We start from the raw sequence: 26,749 nt of genomic DNA on the forward strand, positions 1-26,749 counted from the left end.
CAAAAACACGCCATCCCAGTCATACCAAGGCTTTCAGCGTGTGCACTGGAACACACACACAAGTATCTAGGTTGTCGGTTTGTGTGTGCCTTTGTGTGTGTTTGTGTTTTCTGACACACACACCACAACCCGCGCCATTACTGGCTTTAGCTTGATTTGTGTGTGTTTTGTGCCTTTTTCGACTTCTGGAGATTGGGCTGTGGTCAGGTGGGCCTTTCCTTCATCTGCACGGTTAGCCGCTGCCGTAACGTATCGAAAACTTTTCGACACCCAGCAGCGACCGCTGTCACATGGGTGTGTCTAGTGCTAAACGAAAAGCTCGTAAAACCTGCCTACAAGCGTGATGGAAAACATTTCTCACACCTAATCATTAGCTTGTGATGGCTGTTAGGTGAGCTAGCTACATGCTATGATTCTTCATTTTCAATGGAGTCTGGTATGAAGAACGTAATTGCCTTGTCTGTTGCTGCCGTGGTTGCCTTATCTGGGTGTACTATGCGCGTTGCAGACATGACCGTTGGTAGCACCAAAAATTACAATATCAATGGCGCGAAATTTGTTAAAGGTCAGCGCGTTGCTGGCGAGGATAGTTACCCAGTAATTCTATTTCCATTGGGTATTCCAAACGTTAAAACTGCAATGGATAGAGCTATCGAACAAGACAAGTGTGCAGTTGGATTAACTGACGTAGTTGTCACTCAAATGAACCATGCATTTCTAGTTGGCTCCATTGGCTTCAAGGTTGAAGGTGATCAAATCATTGACACCTCTTTGCAAGGGTGCGACAAGAAAAACTGATTTTAATATGCCTTTAGAATAGGAGGGCATAAATAATGCCCTCCCAAATTTCCCATAGCTCATCGTAATACTTAGTTCATACAACGCTGAATTTTGGTTGCCACATCTTTCAGTGTTGACAATGCCATATCTGGATTGGCTCCATCCCAAGCCCCGACAGGCTGGAATCCATTGTTAGCACTAAAGCCAGTCTCTTTCTGTGCCTGCATAATGTCAGTGAAAGAAAGGAGTAGTTTGCCACCCTCTTTTTTAGCTACGACATCAAATTGCACAGTGCGGGAAATTGGCGCGAATCCGAATGTGAATGAATAATCAGCTCTTCCCTGCGCAGCAACTTTTGACCCATCATCTGATTTGTATTTTATGACTTCACCGCCCGCAGAGTTGTTCTTATCGCCAGCCATGTAAAGGTTACCTGAAGCCTGCCCTACAAAGCTTTTGGATGTATCGCTTAGTTGAATATCTTTATTAGACAAGCTTGAGGCAATGCAGAAAGCAAGGTCTGAAGATACTGATGCTTGAGAAGAAAGCTCATAGCGATCTAAGAAACTATTTCCGCCAGCCTGCTTAAGCGTTAAGCCATCAATGCCATTCAAGTTGCTGCTAATTTGATTAGTTGCACATCCGGCCAAACCGAGACCAATCCCTAGAATTAGATAAAGTTTCATTTCTCTATCACTCCATGTTGAATATTTTTGGGCAGGTTATCACTTTAAGGAGTCAAGCGACAATCCATGTGGTGGCTAAGTTTGATGTATGTGATGCACTTGGCGATTCACCCCTTGGCTAGCATCACCAGTAAGTCAGCCTCTGCCGATGCTACTACATCAGCATCGGAACCAGCCTTACTGACCCTCCTGAAAATGCAGAGCTTGACGACGAGCAGCACGCATTGATAAAGTGATATTGTAATAAAGTGATAATATGATATTGAGGTGAGTCGATGAAGAAAATGATCACTGAACACGCCGCACTGCTGCGCTTGAATCGCAAGTTGAAAAAGGAACAGCAGAAGGTGTGCCGCTCCCGATTCTCACAAGTCAGCGGCGACTATGGTGAGCTGGGGCGCTTTTATGTGGTAGATGAATCGATTGGGGCTGTTATTGCCAAGGATATTGATTTGCCACAATGGATGAATCAGGCTGGTATCCTCAAAGACTATGAAGAGATTCAGGCTGCTGAATAAACCCATGAAACCCGCACTGTAGAACACTTTGCGGGTTTTTGTTATGAAGAGCTAACCAAGGCTTATGCAATCAGTCTGAGCCCTTCCCCTTGGCTAGCTGCTCTTTGTTTGGCTGCCTTCGACATTGGCAGTCAGTGCCCACACGAAAGAACCGATCCAGCCCAGAACCGTCCAGCCTAACAGCAAGTTCAGGGCAGAGATCGCCGTTGCGTTGCGATGCTTTCGCAATACGGCAATGAATAGCGGCAGAAAGTAAACGATGACTATGAACGCCAGAGTTCCCACACTATCAAACAAGTCCATGTAATCCCCATGTTGAAGCCGTTTCAGGTTCGGTAATCCTAACCTGTTTATGCTGCTTACTCTACTTTCGTTTTAACCACACACCAGCAAGCGAACACACCTATCAGGAACATTATCCCAAGGGTCTGATAAAACATACGCATATGCACCTTTAGTTTGTGTTTGTAATATTTTAGCGCCCCGCATTTCATAATTCCGATGTGATAAAATGAATCCCTGTTAAAGCAGTGAGAAAACAATGGGGGGTTAATATGGCCTGGCAAAAAGGCGAGACTGGAAACAGTAATGGTAGGCCTGCTGGTTCGGGTAAAGCTCAAATAGTGCGGCGTATCATTGGAGACGTTTTTGGCGACGAGAACGGGGCAATCCAAGCGGTGGCAGAGCTGGCAAAAGGTGGCGACCTCCAAGCCTGTGCTCTGCTCCTGAGCAAGACCATTCCGCCTTTACGCTCAAGCCACGAAGCCGTGACGCTGATTGATGCTGAGACCCTTCAAGGTACGAGCGCAAGCCAGCGAGCTGCCCTGATTAACGAGGCGGCAATCACTGGCAGGTTGCCACCGGATATTGCCTTGATCTTGCTTGATGGGGTCGAGCGCGAATACCGAATATTAGAAAGCACAGAATTGTTTGAACGGTTTGAAGCCCTAGAGCAAAAACTAAACCAGAGGGATAAAAAATGAGTCAATTACACGGCAATATTCAAACGCTGACGAACGCAGATCTCGATAAATTCGTCGACATTTTGGCAACCAAGGTTGAAGCCAAAATCATGGCTAACCAGCAGAAGCGCGATATTCAAAGTCAGATCACCAAGGCTCTTACCGATGCGCTGGCAAAACAGAACAAGCCAGCTCAAAAACCAATTGCCGAAGAAGAAGATATTTTTGCTAACTACAAGATTGAGGGCTGATAAATGAAAATTGAAACCATCAAGTTTGACATGGGTAGCCGTTACGCCGTTCCGGTGAGCATGATCGCGACATTGGCAGAACATCAAGATAGGGCCGACGCTTTGATCGGGAAGGCGTCTGAAAAGATGAATCAGGAGCTTGTAGCATTGCGTGAGAGGCTCATGAAAGAGGTTCCGATGCCCAATCATGCTGCATATCGGTCAGAGCTTGTGAAGGCCAGGGAGGCAGCCCAGAAGCGTTTAGACGATGGCGCTTCCGCAGCTAGTGCCGCGATCAGTGAGACCGATCAGCTTCGCGCCGTGATGGCCTTACAAACCCGGATGATTGCCGGGGCCAGTCTTGAAGAGTTGCTGTCAGAGTTGAGCGACTACAAGGCACTGAACAGCCTAGCTACACTCGCCGAGCAACTTGGCCGAACTAGCATTGCATCAGAAGCGAAAGCAAAAGCGATTGATGTTGCCACCGATGGCGCACAGCGAGAGGTTGACCAGCTTTCAGGCTGCTTGCTTGAGCTTGTTAACGCTGAGGCCAACTATCACGCGCAGTGGAAAATGATGTTGGAGCAGATTGGCAAGGGCGCAGAGGAATGAGCGCCAGAACTCGAGCGTATTTGAAGCGAGTGGAGGCAGTCGAGAAGGCCGTTTCCCGCTTACACGGCGGCGACTCAATTGAAGAGTGCGGGCGATACTTTCGTGCGCTGGATGGCCTGCTAAAGCAAGGGGATCTAATCATTGCGACTAATGGCGAGATTGCCGCCCACGCCATCAAGCAAGGGGTGGAGCCTGAAACACTAATCCGGTTCGCTGGAATCATAAATCAGGTAGTTATTACCGATGATTGTTAACGGCCCCTGACGGGGCTTTTTTTTGAGTCCTTTACCTTGGCTAGCCAAATAGGTGATTTCGTGCAATTTCGTGCAACCCGTCCAAGACCAGCTAAAACCAAGCACAACCGAAAACCAGTTGAAATAAGGGTTTATGACCTGTACGATTTGCCTGAAATCGTAGTTTTGGGATTCAAAATCCGCCGGTGAATAACCGTGTCGGTTCGAGTCCGACCCCGGGCACCATCAAATTCCAAAACAAAAGGCCATCAGCAATGATGGCCTTTTGTTTTTCCGCTTTCTCCTTTCTCATCGCTCTTCTGTTTTCTGGCTGATATCGGCAGGCCGGCTACTCGCCTATGTCCCGCATGGCGTCCCTCTGCGCTATTTCGGTGCGGCAGTATGTGTGTGCACAGCGGAAGTGCGCACTTGCTCAAGTTAGCGCGTCCCGTGCGCCAATCTGGTGCGTCACTTCGCTGTGGTAAGCATAACTTAATGATTTAAAACTATTTATTAAGTTGGCCTGCTTTGTGCTTTGAAGCATTTATGTCGCCATGATGCCGCTCATCCGAGGAATGATGGGCGGGGCGGTCACCAGTGTGTAGCGAATGTGGATGTACGTGAATCGTCGGTTTCGATGTTCATATCAGGAAATGGACCCGGCCGGGAGCCGGGACGACAGGGAAGGAGATGGCTGTATGCTCAAGAGACTCGTGATGACTGGCCTGTTGGCGCTTGCCGCCTTGCTGGCCGCCCCCAGTTGGGCTGAAGAGGTGGTGGCCGCCTCGGCCGAGGTCGTGCAGGCTGCGGCCCCGGCAGTCGTAACCATCAACAAGGGGGACAATACCTGGATGCTGCTGTCGGCAGCCCTGGTGATCCTGATGTCCATTCCGGGCCTGGCCCTGTTTTATGGCGGGCTGGTGCGCAGCAAGAACATGCTGAGCGTGCTGATGCAGGTGTTCACCCTGTTCTCGCTCATCTGCGTGTTGTGGATTCTCTACGGCTATTCGCTGGCCTTTACCGAGGGCAACAGCGTTTATGGCTCTTTCAGCAAGGCGCTGCTCAAGGGCGTGACCCCTGATTCCATCGCCGCCACCTTCAGCAAGGGGGTCGGGATCAGCGAGTTCATCTATGTGGTGTTCCAGGGCGCCTTTGCCGCCATCACCTGCGGTCTGATCGTGGGGGCCTTCGCCGAGCGCATCAAGTTTGCCGCCGTGCTGCTGTTCTCGGTGATCTGGTTCACCTTCGCCTATATCCCGCTGGCCCACATGGTGTGGTACTGGGCGGGTCCGGATGCCTATACCACGGCCGATGCCGCGGCAGCGGCCACCGCGACCGCCGGTTATCTGTTCCAGCACGGTGCGCTGGACTTTGCGGGCGGCACAGTGGTGCACATCAACGCGGCGGTGGCCGGTCTGGTCGGTGCCTACCTGGTGGGCAAACGCCTGGGCTATGGCCGTGACCCCATGACTCCGCACAGCCTCACCATGACCATGATCGGGGCCTCCCTGCTCTGGTTCGGCTGGTTCGGTTTCAACGCCGGCTCCGCGCTGGAAGCCAACGGCACGGCGGCACTGGCCTTCATCAATACCTGGGTGGCTCCGGCTGCGGCGGCCCTCTCCTGGACCCTGGCCGAGTGGGTGATGAAGGGTCGTCCCTCCCTGCTGGGTGCGGCTTCCGGAGCTGTCTCCGGGCTGGTGGTGATCACTCCGGCGGCCGGCTTCGTTGGAGTGGGCGGCGGTCTGGTGATGGGCCTCATCAGCGGTGTTGCCGGGCTGTGGGGAGTCCACGGTCTCAAGCGGCTGCTGGGCGCCGATGACAGTCTGGACGTGTTCGGCGTGCACGGGGTGTGCGGCATCCTGGGGGCGCTGCTGACCGGCGTCTTCGCCAGCCCGGATCTGGGCGGTACCGGGGTGTGGGACTACGTCACCAACCAGGTGGCGGAGGGTTACTCCATCCTGGCGCAGGTCAAAATTCAGGCCATCGGGGTCGGTGTGACCATCCTCTGGTCCGGCATCATCTCGGTGGTGGCCTACAAGCTGGTGGATCTGCTGATCGGCCTGCGAGTGAAAGAAGACGCGGAGCGGGAGGGGCTGGATGTCACCACCCACGGCGAGAAGGCCTACAGCCTGTAATCCGCCATCTGTTAGTCAGCAATATTGCCGCCGGCCATGCCGGCGGCTTTTTTATGTCGGGCTGTCAGGGTTGGGGGGCCGGTTTGATGGCTGGGCCGTTGGGGTGATAGCCAGTCCGTGGTCACCATGCTCTCTTATTAAGGACAACCCCTGAATCGCGCCGGGGGACTCCGGCTTTTTCGGCAGATAACGCCAGGCGGGGCAATGTCCTCGGTCTTGTTGCTGTTTTATGCCTGCAATTTGGCCGGATCTCCGCTAAACTCTGCCACCTTTTCTTGATGGGGCTGGCTGGGCCGGTTCCATCACCCCTCTTTATATGTACTTTTGGAGCCGCTCATGCCGTTAGTGGGACATCAACACCAGATCGAGATCCTGGAACTGACCGACAAAGGAGATGGCAAAGGACGCCTGTTCGACCGCCCCCTGTTTGTCGAAGGTTTGCTGCCCGGTGAGCAGGCGCTGGTGGAGCTGACCGAGGTCAAGCCCAACTATCTGCACGGCAAGGTGACCGAGCTGCTCCAGCCCTCCGCCGATCGGGTCGCCGACTTCTGCCCGAACACCGAGTGCGGTGGCTGCCAGGTGCGCCCGCTGGCCTATCCGGCCCAGCTCAAGCTCAAGCAGGCGCTGGTGGAGAGTGCGCTGGAGCAGGCCGGGTTGGGTGATACCTCCGTCAGGACGATCCTCGGCATGGACAGCCCGTTTGCCTATCGCAACAAGGCCCAATATGCGGTGCGCGGTTGCGACGCTGGCGCCGAGATCGGCTTTTATCGCAAACACTCCCATGACCTCATCACCGCCGACGATTGCGCGGTGCAAGACTCCCTGCACGTCGAGCTGAACGCCCGGGTACGCAGCTGGATGCGCGAGCACGACATCGCCGCCTATGACGAAGTGAACCACACCGGCTGTGTGCGCAACCTGATGACCCGCAAGGGCTTCAAGAGCGGCGAGCTGATGGTGGTGCTGGTGACCCTGGGCGAGGAGCTGCCGTTCGAAGCCGAGCTGCTGGCGAGCTTAAGCGATCTGCCGGTTACCACCCTGGTGCAGAACATCAACGAGGAGCGCACCAACCGCATCCTGGGTGCCACCAACCGGGTGCTGCTGGGCGAAGGGGTGATCCGCGACAAGATCCACGAGCTCGAGTTCGAGATCTCGCCGCTCTCCTTCTTCCAGAACAACCCGAGCCAGACCGATGTGCTCTACTCCAGCGCCCTCGAGTATGCCGAACTGACCGGCAACGAGACGGTGTTCGACATTTATTGCGGTATCGGCACCATCTCCCTGTTCCTGGCGGGCAAGGCTGCCAAGGTAGTGGGGATCGAGTCGGTGGAGAGTGCCATCAGCGATGCCCGTCGCAACGCCGCCCTCAACGGCATCGAGCACACCGAATTCCACGTCGGCAAGGCCGAGCAGCTGATGCCCGAGCTGCACGCTCAGGGGGTGACCGCTGACGTGGTAGTGATGGATCCGCCGCGCAAGGGCTGTGACAAGGCCGTGCTGCAGACGCTGGTTGCCATGGCGCCGCGCCGGCTGGTCTATGTCTCCTGCAACCCGCAGACTTTGGCCCGCGATCTCGCCTGGCTGGTCAAGCAGGGCTTCGTGCTGGATGAGGTGCAGCCGGTCGACATGTTCCCGCACTCCATGCACGTGGAAGCGGTTGCCCGTCTGAGCCTGTCGGCCAAGGGCTGATCGCCGGGTCATGCACGTAGAAGCCGTCGCTCGACTGAGCCTGCCCACCTAGGCATGAATTGAATTAGCCAGATGGCTCTGATAAAAACGACTCCAAATGGAGTCGTTTTTTTATACCTGTCATTCCGGTATCGAGTCGTGACATTAGCGGATTCGGAGCAGATAGGCAGAAACGGCAAGGGGACGACAGAGACGAGGAACAGACCATGAAAGGCATCTTGTTACGCTGGCTGGCTCGCTACGATGGCTGGTGCGAGGAGTGGGGACTCACACCGGAGAACCGGCGCTGCTGCGTGCCGGTACGCCACGAGCAGGATGACGCGCCGCAGATGGAGCAGCAGGGCGAGTCGGAATCGCTCACTGGAAATTGCGGGTCACGGCACCAGTGACGCTGTTGTAGTCGAAGGAGAGGCCATCCGGATAGGCCGGGAAGCGGCCGATGGAGTCGCGCAGGGTATAGCGGCAGTTGCTGTGCGGCTCCCCATCCGCATCTACCTGGTTGGCAGGCAGTTCGCTGGACAGGTAGTCGGCGTTGAGCTGGATCTCGGGATCCTGATCGACCGAAGCGACGGTATAGCTGCTGTCCAGCAGCCCCTGAAACAGCAGGCGGCAGTCTGACTGGTTGCTCACCGAGATGTAGTCACCCTGACCTGTGACATAGGGCTCATCTATCCCCTTGCGACCCTGATCTTCGTCTGTGCCGGCGGGCCAGCCATAGCGGTTGATGTCGAGATTGCGCTGCCCCATGCTGCCAAGATTGTAGAGCGCCTGATCCTGCGTTTTGACCGCCCAGCCGGCATGGGCCAGCTGCACCGCGCTGGCGAAGCTGGTGGCGGTGGTGGCGACCGTACTCTTGAGAGCGTCATCCTTGAGATTGATGAAACGGGGCAGGGCGGTGACGGCCAGGATCCCCAGCACTATGATGACCAGCACCAGTTCTATCAGGGTAAAGCCGTGGCTTGTGCGTTTCATCATGATATGGACCCATTAATTACGACAAACAGGTGAGAGCGACATGCAACTGATCGACACCCATTGCCATCTCGATTTTCCGGTCTTCGCTCCCGATCGGGCGGCGCTGCTGGCCGAGTGCCGCCAGCTGGGGGTGAGCGAGTATATCATTCCCGCCGTGGGAGAGGAAAACTGGGGCCGGGTGATGGCGCTGGCGGCAGAGCACGACGGTATTTCCTATGCCCTGGGTGTGCACCCCTGGTATGTGGGGGGGCAGACTCAGGCGGTATTGACCCGGCTGCAGCGATTGCTGGCCGAGCGTCCACGCGGGCTGGTGGCGGTGGGCGAGTGCGGGCTAGATCTGCGCTCCCATGTGCCGCAGGAGGGGCAGCTCGAGATGTTCGAGGCTCAAATCAAGCTGGCCATGGAGCATGAGCTGCCCTTGATCGTCCATTCGGTGCGCGCCAACGACACGGTTGCCAAGATCCTCAGGCGCCTGCGTCCGGCCAGAGGGGGCGTCATCCACGCCTTCAGCGGTTCTCTGCAGCAGGCAGAGGCGTTCTGGCAACTGGGATTTCGGCTCGGTATCGGCGGGGTCATCAGCTTCGAGCGGGCCAACAAGACCCGGGAGGCGGTGCGCGACATGCCGCTGGAATCCTTGCTGCTGGAAACCGACGCTCCCGACATGCCGCTGCAGGGTCAGCAGGGGGCGCCCAACACCCCCGCCAACCTGCCGAAAATTGCGCAACTGCTGGCCGATTTGCGGCAACAACCACTGGTCCATGTTGCCTCGGTGTTACGTGAATCCACTTTGCACGCTTTCCAACTGGGCAAGTCATAAATTAACAGCCGATTAACTATTGATAGCGGCATGATAAAAAACGGGGTGAGTAAAAATCGTTTGCGGTCTAATTTGACGACCCCTAGCGCATTTCATGCTTATAAAATGTGACCAGCATTCTACTTTGTCGCACCGTAATTAGTATAATGCGCACCCTTGATTGATGGCTTTGAGATACAAGTTGTTAACAAGCTGGAAGGTGCTACTAAAGAGGAAGTGTTAATAATGAATTTGATAATGGGTCTGGTAGGGATGGCAACGCTCGTCCTTATCGCGGTGCTGTTCTCCAGTAATCGCAAAGCAATAAAAATTCGCACCGTTGCCGGTGCCTTTGCAATTCAAGCTGGACTGGGTGCATTCGTGCTGTACGTCCCGGTTGGCCGAGATATTCTGGTGGGTGTATCTGATGCCGTTTCCAGCGTCATCGGTTATGGCCAAAACGGTATCGAATTCCTGTTCGGTGGTCTGGTCAGCAACAAGATGTTCGAAGTATTCGGTGGCGGCGGCTTTATCTTCGCCTTCCGCGTACTGCCGGTCATCATCTTCTTCTCCTCGCTGATTGCCGTTCTTTATTACCTGGGCATCATGCAGTGGGTCATCAAACTGCTGGGTGGTGGCCTGCAAAAAGTACTGGGCACTTCCCGTACCGAATCCCTCTCTGCCACTGCCAACATCTTCGTGGGTCAGACTGAAGCCCCGCTGGTGGTGCGTCCCTTCATCTCCAAGATGACTGACTCCGAGCTGTTTGCCGTCATGTGTGGTGGTCTGGCCTCCGTTGCCGGTTCCGTACTGGCTGGCTACGCCTCCATGGGCGTTAAGATGGAATACCTGATCGCCGCCTCTTTCATGGCCGCTCCGGGTGGTCTGCTGTTCGCCAAGCTGCTGGTACCGGAAACCGAGACCCCGAGCTATGACGAGAACAATGCCGATGGCGAGCTGGAAGACAAGCCTGCCAACGTGATCGATGCCGCTGCCGCCGGTGCTTCCGCCGGTCTGCAACTGGCCCTGAACGTCGGTGCCATGCTGCTGGCCTTCATCGGCCTGATCGCCATGATCAACGGCATCTTCTCCGGTGTGGGTGGCTGGTTCGGCTATCCGCAGCTCTCCCTGGAACTGCTGCTGGGCTGGATCTTCTCCCCGCTGGCCTTCCTGATCGGGGTACCCTGGAGCGAAGCCATCGTGGCCGGTTCCTTCATCGGTCAGAAACTGGTGGTCAACGAGTTCGTGGCCTACCTGAACTTTGCCCCTTATCTGAAAGATGAAGTGCTGATCAATGGCGTGGCCATGTCTGACCACACCAAGGCCATCATCTCCTTCGCCCTGTGCGGCTTCGCCAACCTGTCCTCCGTTGCCATCCTGCTGGGTGGTCTGGGTTCCATGGCACCGAACCGTCGCGGCACCATTGCCAAATTTGGTCTGAAAGCCGTACTGGCTGGCTCTCTGTCCAACCTGATGTCTGCGACCATCGCAGGCTTCTTCCTGGCGCTGTCCGGCATGTAATATCGCCTGACTGTCAGGGTAAAGACGAACGCCACAGCGAGAAGCTGTGGCGTTCGCGTTTGGGGCGGTGACAACCGTTTTCCTTTCTAAACTAATAATAAAATGAGTCAAATCGGAGGTTATATGAATGAAGTGCTACTGGCGATGGCGGCCGGCTTTATCGTTGGCTTGTTGTTTTCTTTCCTCAAATTGCCGATCCCGGCCCCGCCCGTATTGTCCGGGGTAATGGGGATCGTCGGAGTCTATCTGGGGGGGCTGGCATACTCCTGGATACTCACTCGCTTCTTCTCTTAACGCACTTTTCAGTACCGGATTTGCCAGATGTGAGGTACCTCTGAAAATGGCAAATCCGGCTTGCAAACAAGGGGTATCTCGGCTGAAATAGGCATTGCCAGCAGGGTGCTGGCATTGACTAATGCCCGATGAAATCGGGTGTTGGCGGTCAAATGGAATTGATTGGGAAGTCGGGTCAGACCTTGTCTGCCTTTCTCAAGTCTTCATGGAACCAAGTCCGCACTTTTGTAAGAAAGTGACAGGGCTCTTGCCTTATTTGCAGCCTCATTGCCCGTGCAATTGCGCTGCAATTCCATTCCCGTTTCTTTGGGAGTCGTGTCTTGCCGGTTGCGTTGCGACAGGCGGACCCATGCCCTGGAATCCGGACTAAATCGAGACTTTGGAGAACAGAATGACTGATCTGAAACTGGCCGCCCAGCGCGCCCTGAACCTGATGGACCTGACCACTCTGAATGATGACGACACCGATCAGAAGGTGATCGACCTGTGCCGCAAGGCCAAGTCGCCGGCCGGCCTGACCGCCGCCGTCTGCATCTATCCCCGTTTCATCCCCATCGCTCGCAAGACCCTGCGTGAAATCGGCGCCGCCGACGTGCGCATTGCGACCGTGACCAACTTCCCGCACGGCAACGACGACATCGAGATCGCCGTGGCCGAAACCCGCGCCGCCGTGGCCTACGGTGCCGACGAAGTGGACGTGGTGTTCCCGTACCGTGCCTTCATGGCCGGCAATGAACAGGTCGGCTTCGATCTGGTCAAAGCTTGTAAGGAAGCCTGTGGTAGCCAAGCCCTGCTGAAAGTGATCATCGAAACCGGCGAGCTGAAAGAAGAGGCGCTGATCCGCCGCGCGTCTGAAATCTCCATCGACGCCGGTGCCGACTTCATCAAGACCTCCACTGGCAAGGTGCCGGTCAATGCGACCCCGGAAGCGGCGCGCATCATGATGGAAGTGATCAAGGCCAAGAACCCGAAAGTCGGCTTCAAGCCGGCCGGTGGCGTGAAAGACGCCGCCGTGGCGGGTCAGTACCTGGCCATGGCCGAAGAGATCCTGGGCAAGGACTGGGTATCCGCCCGCACCTTCCGCTTTGGTGCATCCAGCCTGCTGGCCAGCCTGCTGGCCACACTGGGGCATGGCGACAAGCCGGCCAACACCAGCGGTTACTAATAGGTTGATGAGAGGGCGGACCTGGTCCGCCCTGTTTCGCCCCCACCATGCGGTGTGCGGGCAAGGATTCAGGCTTGTGTAACGCCAGCAATGGCGGAGGGAATGAAAGATGTTTTTGCCTCAAGAAATCATTCGCAAGAAGCGCAACGGTGAAGCGCTCAGTACCCAAGAGATTCAATTCTTCGTTCAGGGCATTACCAACAACACCATCGGCGAGGGCCAGATTGCGGCGCTGGCGATGGCGGTCTACTTCAAAGACATGACCATGGATGAGCGGGTTGCCCTGACCTGCGCCATGCGCGACTCCGGCATGGTACTGACCTGGGATCACCTCAATCTGGGTGGCCCGATCGTCGACAAGCACTCCACCGGCGGTGTGGGTGACGTCGTCTCCCTGATGCTCGGCCCGATGGTCGCCGCCTGCGGTGGTTTCGTGCCGATGATCTCCGGCCGTGGCCTGGGCCACACCGGCGGTACCCTCGACAAGCTGGATGCCATTCCCGGCTACCAGACCTCGGTCGACAACGATCGTTTCCTGAAAGTGGTGAAAGAGGCGGGTGTCGCCATCATCGGCCAGACCGGCGATCTCGCCCCGGCCGACAAGCGTATCTATGCGGTACGGGACATCACTGCCACCGTCGAATCCATCGCCATGATCACCGGCTCCATCCTCTCCAAGAAGCTCGCCTCCGGGCTGGAAGCGCTGGTGATGGACGTCAAGGTGGGCTCCGGTGCCTTCATGCCGACCTTCGAAGCTTCCGAAGAGCTGGCCAAGAGCATCGTTGCCGTGGCCAACGGTGCCGGCTGCCGCACGTCAGCACTCTTGACCGACATGAACCAGGTGCTGGCTTCCAGCGCCGGCAACGCGGTGGAAGTGCGCGAAGCGGTGCGCTACCTGACCGGTGAATACCGCAACCCGCGCATCCACGCCGTGACCATGGCACTGTGTGCCGAGATGCTGATCTCCGCCGGCCTGGCCAGCGATGACGGCGAGGCCCGCCGCAAGCTGCAGGCGGTGCTGGACAACGGCAAGGCGGCCGAGATCTTCGGTCGCATGGTGACCGGTCTCGGTGGCCCGAGCGACTTCATGGAGCGCTACGATCACCACCTGCCGAAGGCCGCCATCGTGCGCCCTGTCTATGCTGCCAACAGCGGTTTCGTGACTGCCATGGACACCCGTGAACTGGGCCTGGCCGTGGTCGCCATGGGCGGTGGCCGTCGCGCTGCCGGTGACAAACTTGATTATGCGGTCGGTCTGACCGACTTTATCCGCCTGGGTCAAAGCGTCGAGGCAGACAAGCCGCTCGCCCTGATCCACGCTCAAACTGAAGAGCAATTCGCTCAGGCTGCCAGCATGGTGCAGGCCGCCGTCAAGATCGGTGACACCCGACCAGAGGCGCTGCCCGAGGTCTACCGTCGCATCGGTCTGGCTGATTTGTAACAAGGGGAAGTCCCATGAAACGTACCTTTATTCTGATGATGGACTCTTTCGGTATTGGCGCTGCAGCCGACGCCGACAAGTTCGGAGATGTGGGCGCCAATACCCTTGGCCATATCGCCAAGGCCTGCGCCGCCGGTGAGATCAAAGGCCGTGGCGCCCTCAATCTGCCGAACCTCAGCAAGCTGGGTCTGGGTCACGCAGGCGAACTCGCCAGCGGCACCTTCCCGGCCGGTCTGAACAAGGACATCGACGTGGTCGGCGCCTACGGCTTTGCCCAGGAGCTCTCCTCCGGCAAGGACACCCCGTCCGGTCACTGGGAGATCGCCGGTGTGCCCGTGCTGTTCGAGTGGGGTTACTTCCATGACCACCACAACAGCTTCCCGCAGGAGCTGCTGGACGCCATCGTCGAGAAGGCCGGTCTGCCGGGGTATCTGGGCAACTGCCACGCCTCCGGCACCCAGGTGCTGGATGATCTGGGCGAAGAGCACATGCGCACCGGCAAGCCGATCCTCTACACCTCTGCTGACTCCGTGTTCCAGATCGCCTGCCACGAAGAGACCTACGGCCTCGAGAAGCTCTATGAGCTGTGCCACATCGTGCGCGAGCTGCTGGAGCCCTACAACATCGGCCGCGTCATCGCGCGTCCGTTCGTGGGCAGCGGCAAGGGCAACTTCAAGCGCACCGGCAACCGCCACGACTACTCCGTGCTGCCGCCGGCACCGACCGTGCTGGACTACATGAAGGAAGTGGGCGGTCAGGTGGTCTCCATCGGCAAGATCGCTGACATCTATGCCCAGCAGGGCATCACCAAGCAGGTGAAGGGGACCGGTCTGACCGAGCTGTGGGACCGTACTCTGGAAGAGGTGAAAGCGGCCGGTGACCAGACCATCGTCTTCACCAACTTCGTCGACTTCGACTCCTCCTACGGTCACCGTCGCGATGTGAAGGGCTATGCCGATGCGCTGGAGTATTTCGACTCCCGCCTGCCGGAGCTGTTCGAGTTGCTGGAAGATGGTGACGTGGTGGTGCTGACTGCCGACCACGGCTGCGATCCGACCTGGGGTGGTACCGATCACACCCGCGAGTACATCCCGGTGCTGTTTTACGGCAAGCCGGTCAAGGCCGGCTCTGTCGGTCGTCGCGAGACGTTCGCCGACATCGGCCAGAGCATCGCGGCGTACCACGGCCTGCCCAAACTGGCATACGGTACCAGCTTCCTGTAATTTACCCGCCCGCCGCCTCGGCGGCGGGCAACCAATAAAGACAATAAAACTCAACCTAGTGTGAAGGAATCAAGAGAATGGCAACTCCTCATATCAATGCGAAAGATGGCGCCTTTGCTGATACCGTGCTGATGCCGGGCGACCCCCTGCGCGCCAAGTACATCGCCGAGACTTTCCTGGAGAACGTCGAGCAGGTGTGCGACGTGCGCAACATGTTCGGTTTCACCGGCACCTACAAGGGTCGTCGCATCTCCATCATGGGTCACGGCATGGGCATCCCGTCCTGCTCCATCTATGCAAAAGAGCTGATCACCGATTACGGCGTGAAGACCCTGATCCGCGTCGGTTCCTGCGGTGCCGTGCGTGAAGACGTGAAACTGCGTGACGTGGTGATCGGCATGGGTGCCTGCACCGACTCCAAGGTGAACCGTCTGCGCTTCAAGGATCACGACTTCGCCGCCATCGCCGACTTCGATCTGGTTGCCAATGCCGTACAGGCCGCCAAGAACAAGGGCGTCGCCGTGCGCGTGGGCAACATCTTCTCCGCCGACCTGTTCTACACCCCGGACCCCTCCATGTTCGACGTCATGGAAAAGTACGGCATCCTGGGTGTCGAGATGGAAGCCGCCGGCATCTACGGTGTGGCTGCAGAGTATGGTGCCAAGGCACTGACCATCTGCACCGTCTCCGACCATATCCGTACCGGTGAGCAGACTACCTCCGAAGAGCGTCAGCTGACCTTCAACGACATGATCGAAATCGCGCTGGATTCCGTCCTGCTGGGCGACAACTAATCCCCCTCGCGCATGAATAATGACAACGGCGGCCTTCGGGTCGCCGTTTTGCATTTCAAGGATGGCAGCTCAGAGGTCGAGGGCGAAGCGTCCCTTGCCGGCCTGCTTGGCTTGGTACATGGCACTGTCGGCCCGGTGCAGCAGATCGTCGATGTGGCAATACTGGCCCGAGTGGCAGAGCGCACCGCCGATGCTGCCGGCGAGGGGCAACAGGTGGCCGGCCACGTCGGCCGGCACCGCCATTGCCACCAGCAGCCGCTCGCACAGGGCGGGCAGCTCCAGCTCCGGCTGGCGCAGGGCCGGCAGTATGATGGTGAACTCGTCGCCAGCCAGGCGTGCCACCATGTCGCCGGGGCGCACCTCGGCACTCAGCACGCTGGCGAAGCGCTGCAACAGAGCGTCGCCGACGTGATGGCCGAGTTGATCGTTGATCCGCTTGAAGCCGTCGAGATCGAGGAACAGCAGGCCCAGGGTCTCGGCATTCTGGCGCACCCGCTCCAGCTCCCGGGAGAGGCGCAGGGTGAAGGCGCGCCGATTGGGCAGGCCGGTGAGGGGGTCGTGGGCCGCTTCGTGCTCCAGCTGGTTCTGCAGCGCCTTGAACTCGGTGATGTCGCTGCCGAGGATGTAGACCCCCGGCTCATCGCCCCGGCTCGGGATCATGGTGATCCTGAGATCGCGCGGGCCGATGGGCAGCTCGAAACGGTTCTCGAAGCTCACCTGCTCGCCGGCGAGGGCCCGCTCCAGATGGGCGATGGCCCGGCCGTAGGCCGCGTCGCCTATCACCTCCCGCACGCTCATCTCCCGCATCAGCTCGGCATCGAGCCCGAAGTCGCGGCAGTAGGCCTGGTTGGCGAACAGGTAGCGCCCCTCGGGCGAGACCATGCTGATGGTGACCGGCAGGCCGTCAGTGATGGCCCGCAGCCTGGCCCGCCCGCGCTCAATCTCGGCCAGCACCTGGCGGCGAGCCGTGATGTCGTGCAAAAACAGGGCGATGCGCACCTTGCCGTCGAACTGGTAGCGCTCGGCAATCACCTCCACCGGGATGCGCCGGCCGTCGTGGGTACCGATCTCGCACTCCAGGCGGCGCGCAGCACTCTGGGGATGGGTCAGCTGGGCCAGCAGGGGGTGAGCGCTACCGAGCAGGGCGGGCAGGGTACGCCCCAGCATCTCTTCGGGGTGCCAGCCCAGCAGAGTGGTGGAGGCCGGGTTCCAGCCGGTGATGACCAGCGCCTCGTCGAGTTCGAGGAAGGCGTTGCTGGTATGTTCCAGCATGTGCTGCAGGCGGCGCTGCTCCTGCCACAGGCGCTGCTGCATGGCGCCGCGCTCCTGCATCTCGCGATGCAGCTGCTCCACCGTGCTCGACAGCTCGCGGGTGCGCTCACGGACTTGCTGCTCGAGCCCCTGCTGCAGCTGCAGCAGCTCGGCTTCGGCCTGCTTGAGCTCGGTGAGGTCGGCGAACACGGCGATCAGGTGCGGCGCCATGGTGCGGCTATGGCACAGGGTCACGCTGAGCTGGACCCAGCACTGGCTGCCGTCGGCCCGGATCATCCGCTTCTCCAGCCGGTAGTCCTGCCGTTGCCCCGCGAGCAGGGCGTTGAACAGGGGCAGCTCGCGTGGCAGATCCTCGGGATGGGTCATGGCGTGCCAGGTGCGGCTCAGCATCGCCTGTTCGCTGTAGCCCAGCAGCCGCTCCAGCCCCGGGTTGGCCCGCAGCCACTTGCCTTCGAGGGAGGAGAGGGCCATGCCCACCGACGACTGGTTGAAGGTGAGGGTGAACAGGTGATCCTTGTCCTCCAGCACCTGATTGAGGCTGCGTACCTGATGGCGCCGCTCCAGATCGTGCAGGGTGTTCTCCACCAGGCGGCCGAAGTCGTCGAGATCGCGACAGGCCTCCTGGTCGAGGTGGCGCGGTGCATGATCCACCAGACAGAGGGTACCGAGCACCACGCCATCCAGCACCCGCAGCGGCCGCCCGGCATAGAAGACCACGTGCGGCTCCTCGGTCACCAGCGGGTTGTCGGCAAACCGCGGGTCGAGCCTGGCATCCGGCACCTGCATGATGTCGGGACGCAAAATGGCGTGGCCGCAAAAGGAGTGCTCCCGGCTGATCTCGCACAGGGCGACGCCGGTGCGGGCAAGAAACCACTGCCGGTTCACGTCGGTCAGCGAGACCATGGCGATGGGCAGCGAGAAATGGCGGGTAATGAGCCGGGTCAGGCGATCCAGCTGATCGATGGGCTCGCGGTCAAGCAGGCCGAGGATGCGGAGTCGTTCCAGTCGACTCTCTTCATCCAGCGGCAGAGAGGGGGCAATCATACAGCGCTCCTGCTGGTGGCATTGCCAGTTTCGGGTCGGGGGATCGCGCCGCCTTATTGCGGCTCGACCGGTTTGCTTTTCTTCTTGTGCTTGCGCACCCGCATGTAGTTGCGACGGATCCCGTAGGAGATCAGCAACCCGGCCAGCAGGGCGACCAGCAGCATCAGCCGCTGCTTCTCCTGTACCACCTTGAGCCGGGTATCCTTGTCCGCCAGCATCTGCTGCTCTTCCAGCGTAATGCGCAGATACCCCAGGGTCTGCTCCCCATCCAGGATCTCCTGCACGAACTGGATGCGCCCCTTGCCCTGCTCCGGTATCGACTTGTTGCTGTCACCGATGGGCAGCAGGCTGTCCAGCGGCACCGCATTGTCCGACTGGGCGAGGGGGATGCCGCGGGCATCGTAGAGGGTGACGTCGAGGATCTCGGGCTCGGCGGCCAGATCCTGGGCCAGCCGCTCCAGCTCGCTGTTCTTGTCCTCCTTGAGCCAGCGCTTCATGTCGCGGGCAGCGTAGGCCACCAGCGCCTGGGCCCGGTTGCGAGCCTCGCTGTGCAGCGAAGCCTGGCTCTCACCCTGCATGTGGATGAGTACCGCGAGTACCCAGAGCCCGAGCAGGACGCCGGCACCGAGACTGAGCACACGTTTGATGGGGAGATGACGCAAGCGTTGAGCCTTTTGCTGACAAGGGGTGGCGGGATCTTGGCGCTTGCCTGTACAAAAAGCAATACGCTACTCTGGGCCAGCATTGTTAACCCCATGATCACCAAGGAAGGCGTTATCCCTATGTTGTTGTCCCAATTGCCCGCAGAGATTTCAGAGTGGCCCGAGTGCCTGTCCGGCGCCCCTTGGTGGGAAGCGACGCCGCAGGCGTTGCTGCCTGCCGCCAGTGCGCTGGATGGCGGCTGGCTGGTGCTGTTCGGTCGCGCACTGGCCGGTCATCATCTCGGGCGGCTGGCCGGGCTGCTGGCGCAGCACGAGTTGCAGGCCAGACTCTATCCGCCCGCCATGCCGGCCGGGGTGCCTCTGCTGCTGCTGGGTACGGATCGCTTCTCACCCGCTCTGGTACAGGCGCTCAAGGGGGAGGAGTGGGACATCGATCTGTGTCATCTGTCGGCCCTGCCCAGTCTGGCGGAGCCCGGTTTGCTGGTGATGGACATGGACTCCACCGCCATCCGCATCGAGTGCATCGACGAGATTGCCCGGTTGGCTGGGGTCGGCGAGCAGGTGGCGGCGGTCACGGCGGCCGCCATGCAGGGCCAGCTGGAGTTTGCCGACAGCCTGCGTGCCAGGGTCGCCCTGCTGGAAGGGGCGCCGGTCTCCCTACTCGACCAGGTGGCGGCCGACATGCCCTGGATGCCGGGCCTGCAGTTGATGGTCGATACCCTCCAGCAGGCGGGTTGGAAGGTGGCGATCGCCTCCGGTGGCTTCACCCGTTTTGCCGGCCAGTTGCAGCGGGAGCTGGGGCTGGACGCCATCTTTGCCAACGAGCTGGCGGTGGAGGGGCAACAGCTGACCGGCAAGGTGAGCGGGCGCATCGTCGATGCCGCCGTCAAGGCCGAGGTGCTGCAGCAGCTGGCGCAGGAGTACGGCATCGCGGCTGGCCAGACCGTGGCCGTCGGCGATGGCGCCAACGATCTCAAGATGATGGGGGTGGCCGGACTCGGCATCGCCATCCACGCCAAGCCGCTGGTGCGGGCGCAGGCGGCGGCCACCCTCAATCACCACGATCTTGAAGGGGTGATCTGCCTGCTCGGTGCGCTGGCCTGCCGCCAGCAGCGCTGGGATCGCCGCTAGTCGCGGCGCCTCGGCAAGACCCCCACGTCACGGAGGACGTAGTCTCATAATGGAACTGTTACAGCAATCCCTGTTTATTCCCTGCGGCGCACATCGGCTGCACGTACGCCACATTCAGCCGCGGGTCGCGGTACATGGCGAACCGATCCTGATGGTGCACGGTGCCATCGAGAACGGCCGCATCTTCTACACCGAATCGGGCAAGGGGCTGGCCTGCTTTCTGGCCCGCCACGGCTATCAGGTCTATGTGGCCGACCTGCGGGGACGGGGGCTGAGCACACCGGCCATCGCCGAGCAGGCCGAACATGGCCAGCATGAGCTCATCACCGAGGATCTGCCGGCCCTGCACCGCTGGATTGCCGCCCGCCACGCCGGTTTCAAGCTGCACTGGATGGCTCACTCCTGGGGCGGTGTCATCATGGCGTCGACCCTGGTGCGCTTCCCCGAGTTGGCGGATCAGGTGGCCAGCCTGGTGTTTTTTGGTACCAAGCGCGGCGTGTCGGTACAAAATCCGGAGCGCTGGCTGAAGGTGGATCTGATCTGGAACCGGTTGGCCCCCTGGCTGGCCAGGCGCAACGGCTTTCTGGCCGCGCGCAGTCTGAAGATCGGGGCGGACGACGAGCCGCTGCGTTACCTGCAGGAGACCATTCCCTGGGTCAAATGCGGCCCCTGGCAGGATCCCAGCGACGGGTTTGCCTACGACGAGGCGGCGGCCCGGGTCAACTGGCCACCGCTCTGGATGATCTCGGCCAAGGCGGACAAGGTGCTGGGCCACCCGACCGACGTGCGCCGCTTTAGCGCCGAGATGGGCTCGGCCGCGCGCCATACCCGCCTCGGCCGGGACAACGGCAACCGGCTCGATTACGACCACATCAACATGTTGACCGCCCCGCAGGCGCAGGAAGATCACTTCCCGCAGATCCTGGAATGGCTGCTCAACCCGCAGGCTGCCTGACAAAGACAGGTTGGCGGAGCGGGTTACTATCCGGTGTACTGATGAATGAACCATGGCGGGCCAGAGGCCCGCCATGGTTTTATTGCTCGCCGGCCAGGTTGAGGGCCGTGGTTTGCAGGGGCCTGCTCAATTGACGGGCGCCGTGATGCCGAGCCGGAACAGGGTCGCCTGGCTGGTATCGGTCAGCTCACCCACCCCGACTACGCTCCACAGCTCCTCTTCCAGCTTCTTGGCCTTGTGAATGGCGAACTTGGCGATGTAGTCCAGCTCGTTGGCGATGAAGTTGGTGTCGGGGCGGCCGGTGCGGGAGATGCCCACCAGCACCGAGTAGAACTCCCCCTGGCGCAGCGCCTGTTCGATGAAGCTGCGCTTCTCCGCCACGTTCTGGAAGCTGCTGGCGAGCCGGCTGGTGAAGATGGGCAGGCCGGCCGCCGTCTGCAGGCTGGCGATGTAGACCTCCTCTTCCTGAGGCTGATCCTCCCGCTCGATGGCCCGCAGTGGGTTCATGATGAGCTGTTTGAGCAATTCGCCCTGGAACAGGGGATAGAGGTTGTCCTGGTCACCCTGCTCGGCACAGGCTTTCAGCAACCGTGACAGGCTGCGCGCCTGGGGGGCATGACCGATGGAGGCCGGCCTGGGGGCGCCCTTGAGCTTGTTGATATAGACCGGGGTGCTGAAGACGTGGTGGGTGTAGATGTTGCGAAGCGCCCGCGCCATGCCGCGATAGCGGCGCTGCTCCTGGGCTGCTTTGAGCTTGTTCTGGTTGCTCTCGATCAGCAGCTTGAAGAACTGGCGGCCGGTGTGGCGCTCCGGATCGCCCTCGATGCACAGGTGCAGCACGGTGCGGGTCAGGTTGATGCTGACCAGCCGGTAGGGCAGACGCTGCAGATCCATGCTCTTGGAGAGCTCCTGCAGGCGCGGCAGGGCGATGGTAACGATGTCGTCCTTCACCCCCTCGAACGGCTCTTCCAGCTCGATCTGCATGCCGTGAGCCGAGATGTCGCGGGTCCAGCCGAGCCAGGCGCGACCATTGTGCTTGATGGCCACGGCCGTCTTGTGGATGTAGCGGGCCTCCTTGCGCAGCTGGACATAGTGCAGCGTCTCGATCTCGAAGGGGGCGGCACTGCTGTCGTGGCCGAAACGCTGCAGCTCGTTGGCATTGTGCTGGGCGCTGGCATCGTACTGAAACTCCTCCCGCTGGCTGTCGAGACCGACATCCTGCAGCAGGCCGACATAGCTTATCTGCTTGAGCCGCTCCTGCAGCAGCATGTCTTGCAGCTGGGGGCTCTCCTTGCTCTGCTGGCTGGCCAGATCGGCCTCGTGCAAGTCACAGCGCTCCAGGCTGAATTTGTAGACCCGCCAGCTGGGGCGACGGGCGCCGACCTGGAAGAAGAGCGACATCAGCCCGCTCTGCAACAGCTCTTCCCGGGTGGCGGAGAAGAAATAGAGGTGGCTGCGTACCGAGTGGGTGAAGCAGTAGATCAGGGTCTCTTTCAATTCACCCGCTGCCGGCAGCAGGGCCTGCATGCGGGTGGCGGAGAACAGGCTGGCGAGCATGTCGCGGTTCTTGGCATCGCGCCAGTATTCGAGGATGTGCTGGTTGTTCTCGGTGCGCAGGGCGATCTCGAGGCTTGGGCTGTCGCCCGAACCGAAAAACAGCGGCATGCCGGTCATGCGCGGCAGATAGAACTGCTCATACCCCTTGATGATGGCGGCGGAGAGCAGGTAGTCGACGCTGACCCGATAGCGACTCTTGTTGCTCTCGATGAACTCGCTCAGGAACTGGTCGAAGCCGGGGTGTTCGCCGGTCTTGACCAGTCTGAGCCAGAATTTGCCCTCCTTGCTCTCTTCCCCGAGGATCTGGTAGCTGACTGAATGGTGCAGGACCGGGTTGGCATGATCCCGCTCCAGCCCGGTAAAGAACACTTCGACCTGGGCGCCGGTCTGGTAGTTGGGCAGATAGGGCACCGAGACCCGGATCCCGCCGAGGGAAAGGTCGGAGCTTTTGGCAAACAGCTTGTCGCCATCGGCAAACTTGATGAGCACGGGGGAGCTGAAGTGCATCCGCTCCTGGCGTCGGCCATAGTAGCTGGCAAAGGCGATGGGGTTGACGTCGTACTGGCGAAACGGGCTGGCAGGGGGCTGCAGCGGGCCATCGCTCTTGCCATGGTGGTGCTTCTGCCAGTATTGCAGTGCCTCGTAGACTCCCAGGGTGTAATCGTCTTTGTAGAGATAGCACTGGGACTGGAACAGACCGATGGCCTCGGCCGGCATGAAGTGGGTGATCCCGTCGGATTCATGGACCAGACACTCGTCACCCAGTTCGTCCCGCATGTCGATCACGCGACGGCAGGGGGTGCATCTGCGCTTGATCTCCATCTTGATCAGAAAACGGCTGTTGCTGTTTTCGTCCTGGGTCAGGCGATTGAAGATGTCATCGAAATCCTTTTCTCTGAGCAGGGGGATGAGCTGTTCAATTAGGTGCTGTTGTTGTTCTGAATCCATGTGTTCCTGCCACGGAAAGTCACTTTTCCGATTCTGGGTTTGATCTGTCGGTCGCAAACAAGTATATCAAGCAGGAATTCATCCTGTCCCCGAGTTATCCATGGCCAAAAACAAAACTGCCTATGTTTGTACCGAATGTGGCGCCGACTTCACACGCTGGCAGGGCCAGTGCAGTGAGTGCAAGGAGTGGAACACCATCAGCGAGGTGCGCCTCGGCTCGGTGACCCCGGGCAAGAGTGCCCGTTATACCGGTTATGCCGGCGCCATCGGCAGCCAGGTGCAGACGCTGGCGGAGATCGCCACCACCGAGATCCCCCGTTTCTCTTCCGGTTTCAAGGAGCTGGACCGGGTCCTGGGGGGCGGGGTGGTGCCGGGTTCGGCAATCCTGATCGGTGGCAACCCGGGGGCGGGCAAGTCGACCCTGCTGCTGCAGACCATGTGCGGTCTGGCGGAGCGGATGAAGACCCTCTATGTCACCGGCGAGGAGTCGCTGCAACAGGTGGCGATGCGCGCCTCGCGCCTCGGCCTGCCGACCGACAAGCTGCGCATGCTGTCGGAGACCTCGGTCGAGCAGATCTGCCTGATTGCCCAGCAGGAGCAGCCGCAGATCATGGTCATCGACTCCATCCAGGTGATGCATGTGGCGGATGTGCAGTCGGCGCCGGGTTCCGTGTCTCAGGTGCGGGAAGCCGCTGCCCTGCTGACCCGCTATGCCAAACAGAATCATGTCGCCATCTTCATGGTGGGCCACGTGACCAAGGATGGCACCCTGGCCGGCCCCAAGGTACTGGAGCACTGCATCGACTGCTCCGTGCTGCTCGATGGCGGCCACGATTCCCGCTTCCGGACCCTGCGCTCCCACAAGAACCGCTTCGGGGCGGTCAACGAGCTCGGCGTCTTCGCCATGACCGGGCAGGGGATGCGGGAGGTGAGCAACCCTTCCGCCATCTTCCTCAGCCGCGGTGAAGAGCAGGCGCCGGGGTCGGTAGTGATGGTGATCTGGGAGGGGACGCGGCCCCTGCTGGTGGAACTGCAGGCACTGGTGGATTACTCCCAGCTCTCCAACCCGCGCCGGGTGGCGGTGGGGATGGATCACAACCGTCTCGCCATGTTGCTGGCGGTGCTGCACCGCCACGGCGGTTTGCAGATGGCGGATCAGGATGTCTTCATCAACGTGGTCGGCGGGGTCAAGGTCGAAGAGACCAGCGCGGATCTGGCCCTGCTGCTCTCCATGGTCTCCAGTTTCCGGGATCAATCCCTGCCCAAGGATCTGGTGGTGTTCGGGGAAGTGGGGCTGTCCGGCGAGATCCGGCCCGTGCCCTCCGGCCAGGAGCGGTTGCAGGAGGCCGCCAAGCATGGCTTCCGCCGGGCCATAGTGCCGTACGCCAACGCACCCAAGCATCCCATCGAAGGCATGGAAGTGGTGCCGGTCAAGAAGCTGGCCGATGCCCTGGAGGCTTTGTAATCGGCATGGTGGCCGCAGGCAGGCAATAAAAAGGAGCGCAATGGCGCTCCTTTATTACATCGGGTATGCCGCTCAGGGGTGAGGGTGTTCGAGATGTTCGCTCAGCAACTGCTCCAGCTCTCGGTGCAGCAAGTCTTCATCGCCGACGTTGAGCTCGATCATCCGCTTGAGGTGGGTGGCGCTGTCGATGTCGATGTGGTGGCAGTAGAACCCCAGCTTCTTGCTGGCTTCATGGGTCAGCATGACCTGCATCTTGATCTCGATGTCGCTGCCGCTCAGCACGAAGCTGAGTGAATACTCTTTGTTGTCGTGGCTTTCCCAGTCATCGGGCCGGATCAACAGGGCGCCCTGCAGGGAGATATCCACCAGCTGGGTCCGCCATTTCTTATCTCCCTGGACGAGGTCGGCCATGGTCAAGTAGAGGATCCGTGAAAAACGGCGACGCTCGGACATTCTCATCTCCTGTCAGCAATAGGAATTGGAGCTAAAGGTCATGACATAGAGTGTAATGCACCTTGCACATCAGGATCTTGAACTGGCTCCGAAATTGGATATCAAACCTGTTGGGCGCTGAGTGACTCCACGACCTGCAATGCTTTGATCAGCCGATCTTCCTGTTTGAAACGATCTTCCAGCACGGGACCTAGCTGGTTCAGATCCTCATCCAGCAACAGCAACTGGGCCTCATCGGCATTGCTGTACTTGTCGTTGAACTCCAGCGCGAACTCGGTGCAGGCCCGGATGTGGGGATAGATGCGTTTCGCCAGTTCCAGCTTGTCGCCGCTGGCCTGTTCGAAGGCGGTCACCACGTGGTTGTAGATCTCGAAGTGTCCGGCGCTGACGTAGTCGACCAGGCGTTCACAGAAGCCTTGCAGTTCCACATGGCCGGGCAGCGAACGCTGCTTGGTGCGGGCGGGAGTCAGTCCGGCAAGTCGCATGTATTCGACCAGCAATGCCTGCCTGGCATCCAGCCAGTCGTCGATAGCTCTGTGCTTTCCTGCCAATGCGCGTTTGGTTTGTTCCAGTTCAGTTAACATAGTCCCTCCGTGGGGCATAGGCATGGAGTGCTATCGTGACGGGCCTCCGGCCTTTTTATTGACTGACGACACCCTCCTATAACTAGGGAAAATCCAGTTGACCGTCAATAGGGGCATGGGGATATTGTTACACCGGGTGGCGTTTTGGTTACAAGGCACCATCATTTGCTCTCCTCTTCCCGTCAATTACGATCACGAAGGGGCGAGATATGTGACTATTTCCGCAGATCTTGATGAAAACCCCAGCATTCAAGCCAATCCGGCTGATAAAGCCTTTGCCTGAGTGTTTTTTTTTGAATAGAGTGGCCCGGTGCTAAATGCCCGATCATAAAGGAAATGTTATGAACAAAGCTCAACTTGTCGATGCAATTGCAGCCAAAGCAGATCTGAGCAAAGCTCAGGCCAAAGTCGCTCTGGAAGAGATCATCAATGGTATTACCCAGAGCCTGAAAGAAGGTGATGCTGTGCAGTTGGTGGGTTTTGGCACCTTCAAGGTGAACCATCGTGCTGGCCGTACCGGTCGCAATCCGCAAACTGGTAAAGAGATCCAGATTGCAGCCGCGAATGTGCCGTCCTTTGTGGCAGGCAAGGCGCTCAAAGACGCCGTCAAGTAATCCCCAAAAA

29 protein-coding genes are annotated in these 26,749 nt (G+C 59.3%); 21 read left to right on the top strand and 8 right to left on the bottom strand.

Annotated features, from left to right (window positions below):
* The first annotated feature begins 438 nt into the window (after positions 1-438).
* Entirely contained in the window at positions 439-798 is a 360-nt protein-coding gene (locus PG881_RS02565; RefSeq protein ID WP_223933925.1) for a hypothetical protein, read from the top strand.
* A 71-nt stretch (positions 799-869) separates the two neighbouring features.
* Here PG881_RS02565 and PG881_RS02570 read toward each other — a convergent pair whose 3' ends face one another.
* On the bottom strand, positions 870-1,466 hold the full coding sequence (locus PG881_RS02570; protein ID WP_270797929.1) for a hypothetical protein: 597 nt from the start codon (positions 1,464-1,466) through the stop codon (positions 870-872).
* 275 nt (positions 1,467-1,741) lie between these two features.
* Here PG881_RS02570 and PG881_RS02575 point away from each other — a divergent pair, with 275 nt between their 5' ends.
* A complete protein-coding gene (locus PG881_RS02575) occupies positions 1,742-1,984 on the top strand; it encodes a hypothetical protein (RefSeq protein ID WP_103244571.1) in 243 nt (80 codons plus the stop codon).
* 93 nt (positions 1,985-2,077) lie between these two features.
* Here the strand turns inward: PG881_RS02575 and PG881_RS02580 are convergent, their stop codons facing one another.
* A complete protein-coding gene (locus PG881_RS02580) occupies positions 2,078-2,287 on the bottom strand; it encodes a superinfection immunity protein (RefSeq protein WP_103244572.1) in 210 nt (69 codons plus the stop codon).
* Positions 2,288-2,538: 251 nt separating this feature from the next.
* Here PG881_RS02580 and PG881_RS02585 point away from each other — a divergent pair, with 251 nt between their 5' ends.
* The 7 genes from PG881_RS02585 to PG881_RS02615 all read left to right on the top strand — a co-directional run bounded on the left by PG881_RS02585 (position 2,539) and on the right by PG881_RS02615 (position 8,234).
* Positions 2,539-2,967, top strand: a complete 429-nt coding sequence (locus tag PG881_RS02585) for a hypothetical protein (protein WP_270797930.1) — start codon at positions 2,539-2,541, stop codon at positions 2,965-2,967.
* Positions 2,964-3,197, top strand: coding sequence for a hypothetical protein (locus PG881_RS02590; protein WP_270797931.1), 234 nt, complete (start codon positions 2,964-2,966; stop codon positions 3,195-3,197). The genes PG881_RS02585 and PG881_RS02590 overlap by 4 nt, the downstream gene beginning before the upstream one ends.
* 3 nt (positions 3,198-3,200) lie before the next feature.
* On the top strand, positions 3,201-3,788 hold the full coding sequence (locus PG881_RS02595) for a hypothetical protein (protein ID WP_270797932.1): 588 nt from the start codon (positions 3,201-3,203) through the stop codon (positions 3,786-3,788).
* Entirely contained in the window at positions 3,785-4,042 is a 258-nt protein-coding gene (locus PG881_RS02600) for a hypothetical protein (RefSeq protein WP_270797933.1), read from the top strand. The genes PG881_RS02595 and PG881_RS02600 overlap by 4 nt, the downstream gene beginning before the upstream one ends.
* Positions 4,043-4,719: 677 nt before the next feature.
* Complete coding sequence (gene amt, locus PG881_RS02605) at positions 4,720-6,156, top strand: ammonium transporter (protein ID WP_016351995.1); 1,437 nt, start codon at positions 4,720-4,722, stop codon at positions 6,154-6,156.
* 336 nt (positions 6,157-6,492) lie between these two features.
* Complete coding sequence (gene rlmD, locus PG881_RS02610) at positions 6,493-7,845, top strand: 23S rRNA (uracil(1939)-C(5))-methyltransferase RlmD (protein ID WP_270797934.1); 1,353 nt, start codon at positions 6,493-6,495, stop codon at positions 7,843-7,845.
* 206 nt (positions 7,846-8,051) lie between these two features.
* The gene (locus PG881_RS02615; RefSeq protein WP_187268880.1) at positions 8,052-8,234 is read left to right on the top strand and encodes a DUF5363 family protein; all 183 of its coding nucleotides are present in this window, start codon (positions 8,052-8,054) and stop codon (positions 8,232-8,234) included.
* Here PG881_RS02615 and tppF read toward each other — a convergent pair.
* Entirely contained in the window at positions 8,203-8,820 is a 618-nt protein-coding gene (gene tppF, locus PG881_RS02620) for a type IVa pilus pseudopilin TppF (protein WP_270797935.1), read from the bottom strand. The two genes, PG881_RS02615 and tppF, sit on opposite strands and share 32 nt — an antisense overlap.
* Before the next feature lie 40 nt (positions 8,821-8,860).
* Between tppF and PG881_RS02625 the strand changes: the two genes are divergently transcribed.
* From PG881_RS02625 to deoD, 7 genes are all read left to right on the top strand, one after another.
* The gene (locus PG881_RS02625) at positions 8,861-9,637 is read left to right on the top strand and encodes a TatD family hydrolase (protein ID WP_270797936.1); all 777 of its coding nucleotides are present in this window, start codon (positions 8,861-8,863) and stop codon (positions 9,635-9,637) included.
* A gap of 225 nt (positions 9,638-9,862) precedes the next feature.
* Positions 9,863-11,137 carry a NupC/NupG family nucleoside CNT transporter gene (locus tag PG881_RS02630; protein WP_016351990.1) on the top strand — a complete coding sequence of 425 codons (1,275 nt, stop codon included), beginning with the start codon at positions 9,863-9,865 and terminating at the stop codon, positions 11,135-11,137.
* A gap of 123 nt (positions 11,138-11,260) precedes the next feature.
* Positions 11,261-11,431, top strand: a complete 171-nt coding sequence (locus PG881_RS02635) for a XapX domain-containing protein (RefSeq protein WP_005305103.1) — start codon at positions 11,261-11,263, stop codon at positions 11,429-11,431.
* 391 nt (positions 11,432-11,822) lie between these two features.
* Positions 11,823-12,596, top strand: a complete 774-nt coding sequence (gene deoC, locus PG881_RS02640; RefSeq protein ID WP_011707413.1) for a deoxyribose-phosphate aldolase — start codon at positions 11,823-11,825, stop codon at positions 12,594-12,596.
* Between the two features lie 109 nt (positions 12,597-12,705).
* On the top strand, positions 12,706-14,037 hold the full coding sequence (deoA, locus tag PG881_RS02645) for a thymidine phosphorylase (RefSeq protein WP_011707412.1): 1,332 nt from the start codon (positions 12,706-12,708) through the stop codon (positions 14,035-14,037).
* Between the two features lie 14 nt (positions 14,038-14,051).
* Positions 14,052-15,260 (top strand): phosphopentomutase, encoded by a 1,209-nt coding sequence (locus tag PG881_RS02650; RefSeq protein WP_270797940.1) that lies wholly within the window; start codon positions 14,052-14,054, stop codon positions 15,258-15,260.
* Positions 15,261-15,337: 77 nt separating this feature from the next.
* Complete coding sequence (deoD, locus tag PG881_RS02655; protein ID WP_011707410.1) at positions 15,338-16,054, top strand: purine-nucleoside phosphorylase; 717 nt, start codon at positions 15,338-15,340, stop codon at positions 16,052-16,054.
* 69 nt (positions 16,055-16,123) lie between these two features.
* Here the strand turns inward: deoD and PG881_RS02660 are convergent, their stop codons facing one another.
* Together PG881_RS02660 and PG881_RS02665 are read right to left on the bottom strand one after the other, a co-directional pair.
* Positions 16,124-18,370, bottom strand: a complete 2,247-nt coding sequence (locus PG881_RS02660) for a sensor domain-containing diguanylate cyclase (RefSeq protein ID WP_270797941.1) — start codon at positions 18,368-18,370, stop codon at positions 16,124-16,126.
* A 53-nt stretch (positions 18,371-18,423) separates the two neighbouring features.
* On the bottom strand, positions 18,424-19,032 hold the full coding sequence (locus PG881_RS02665; RefSeq protein WP_017411238.1) for an AhpA/YtjB family protein: 609 nt from the start codon (positions 19,030-19,032) through the stop codon (positions 18,424-18,426).
* Positions 19,033-19,152: 120 nt separating this feature from the next.
* Between PG881_RS02665 and serB the strand changes: the two genes are divergently transcribed.
* Together serB and PG881_RS02675 are read left to right on the top strand one after the other, a co-directional pair.
* Positions 19,153-20,163, top strand: coding sequence for a phosphoserine phosphatase SerB (gene serB / locus PG881_RS02670; protein WP_270797943.1), 1,011 nt, complete (start codon positions 19,153-19,155; stop codon positions 20,161-20,163).
* Between the two features lie 49 nt (positions 20,164-20,212).
* Positions 20,213-21,118: an alpha/beta fold hydrolase gene (locus tag PG881_RS02675; protein ID WP_029304809.1), complete on the top strand. Its 906-nt coding sequence runs from the start codon at positions 20,213-20,215 to the stop codon at positions 21,116-21,118.
* A gap of 126 nt (positions 21,119-21,244) precedes the next feature.
* Here the strand turns inward: PG881_RS02675 and PG881_RS02680 are convergent, their stop codons facing one another.
* The gene (locus PG881_RS02680; protein ID WP_270797944.1) at positions 21,245-23,623 is read right to left on the bottom strand and encodes a PilZ domain-containing protein; all 2,379 of its coding nucleotides are present in this window, start codon (positions 23,621-23,623) and stop codon (positions 21,245-21,247) included.
* 100 nt (positions 23,624-23,723) lie between these two features.
* On the opposite strand from PG881_RS02680, the gene radA reads away from it, so the two are divergent.
* Entirely contained in the window at positions 23,724-25,088 is a 1,365-nt protein-coding gene (gene radA, locus PG881_RS02685) for a DNA repair protein RadA (RefSeq protein ID WP_024945847.1), read from the top strand.
* Positions 25,089-25,160: 72 nt separating this feature from the next.
* Here the strand turns inward: radA and PG881_RS02690 are convergent, their stop codons facing one another.
* Together PG881_RS02690 and PG881_RS02695 are read right to left on the bottom strand one after the other, a co-directional pair.
* Entirely contained in the window at positions 25,161-25,541 is a 381-nt protein-coding gene (locus PG881_RS02690) for a PilZ domain-containing protein (protein ID WP_011707404.1), read from the bottom strand.
* Positions 25,542-25,642: 101 nt separating this feature from the next.
* Positions 25,643-26,125 carry an Rsd/AlgQ family anti-sigma factor gene (locus tag PG881_RS02695; RefSeq protein ID WP_011707403.1) on the bottom strand — a complete coding sequence of 161 codons (483 nt, stop codon included), beginning with the start codon at positions 26,123-26,125 and terminating at the stop codon, positions 25,643-25,645.
* Between the two features lie 97 nt (positions 26,126-26,222).
* Between PG881_RS02695 and PG881_RS02700 the strand changes: the two genes are divergently transcribed.
* Together PG881_RS02700 and hupA are read left to right on the top strand one after the other, a co-directional pair.
* Positions 26,223-26,408, top strand: coding sequence for a hypothetical protein (locus PG881_RS02700; RefSeq protein ID WP_130631666.1), 186 nt, complete (start codon positions 26,223-26,225; stop codon positions 26,406-26,408).
* 58 nt (positions 26,409-26,466) lie between these two features.
* Complete coding sequence (gene hupA / locus PG881_RS02705) at positions 26,467-26,739, top strand: nucleoid-associated protein HU-alpha (protein ID WP_005305063.1); 273 nt, start codon at positions 26,467-26,469, stop codon at positions 26,737-26,739.
* Positions 26,740-26,749 lie beyond the last annotated feature (10 nt).

Source organism: Aeromonas sp. QDB54 (assembly GCF_027707385.1).
Lineage (GTDB): Bacteria > Pseudomonadota > Gammaproteobacteria > Enterobacterales > Aeromonadaceae > Aeromonas > Aeromonas hydrophila.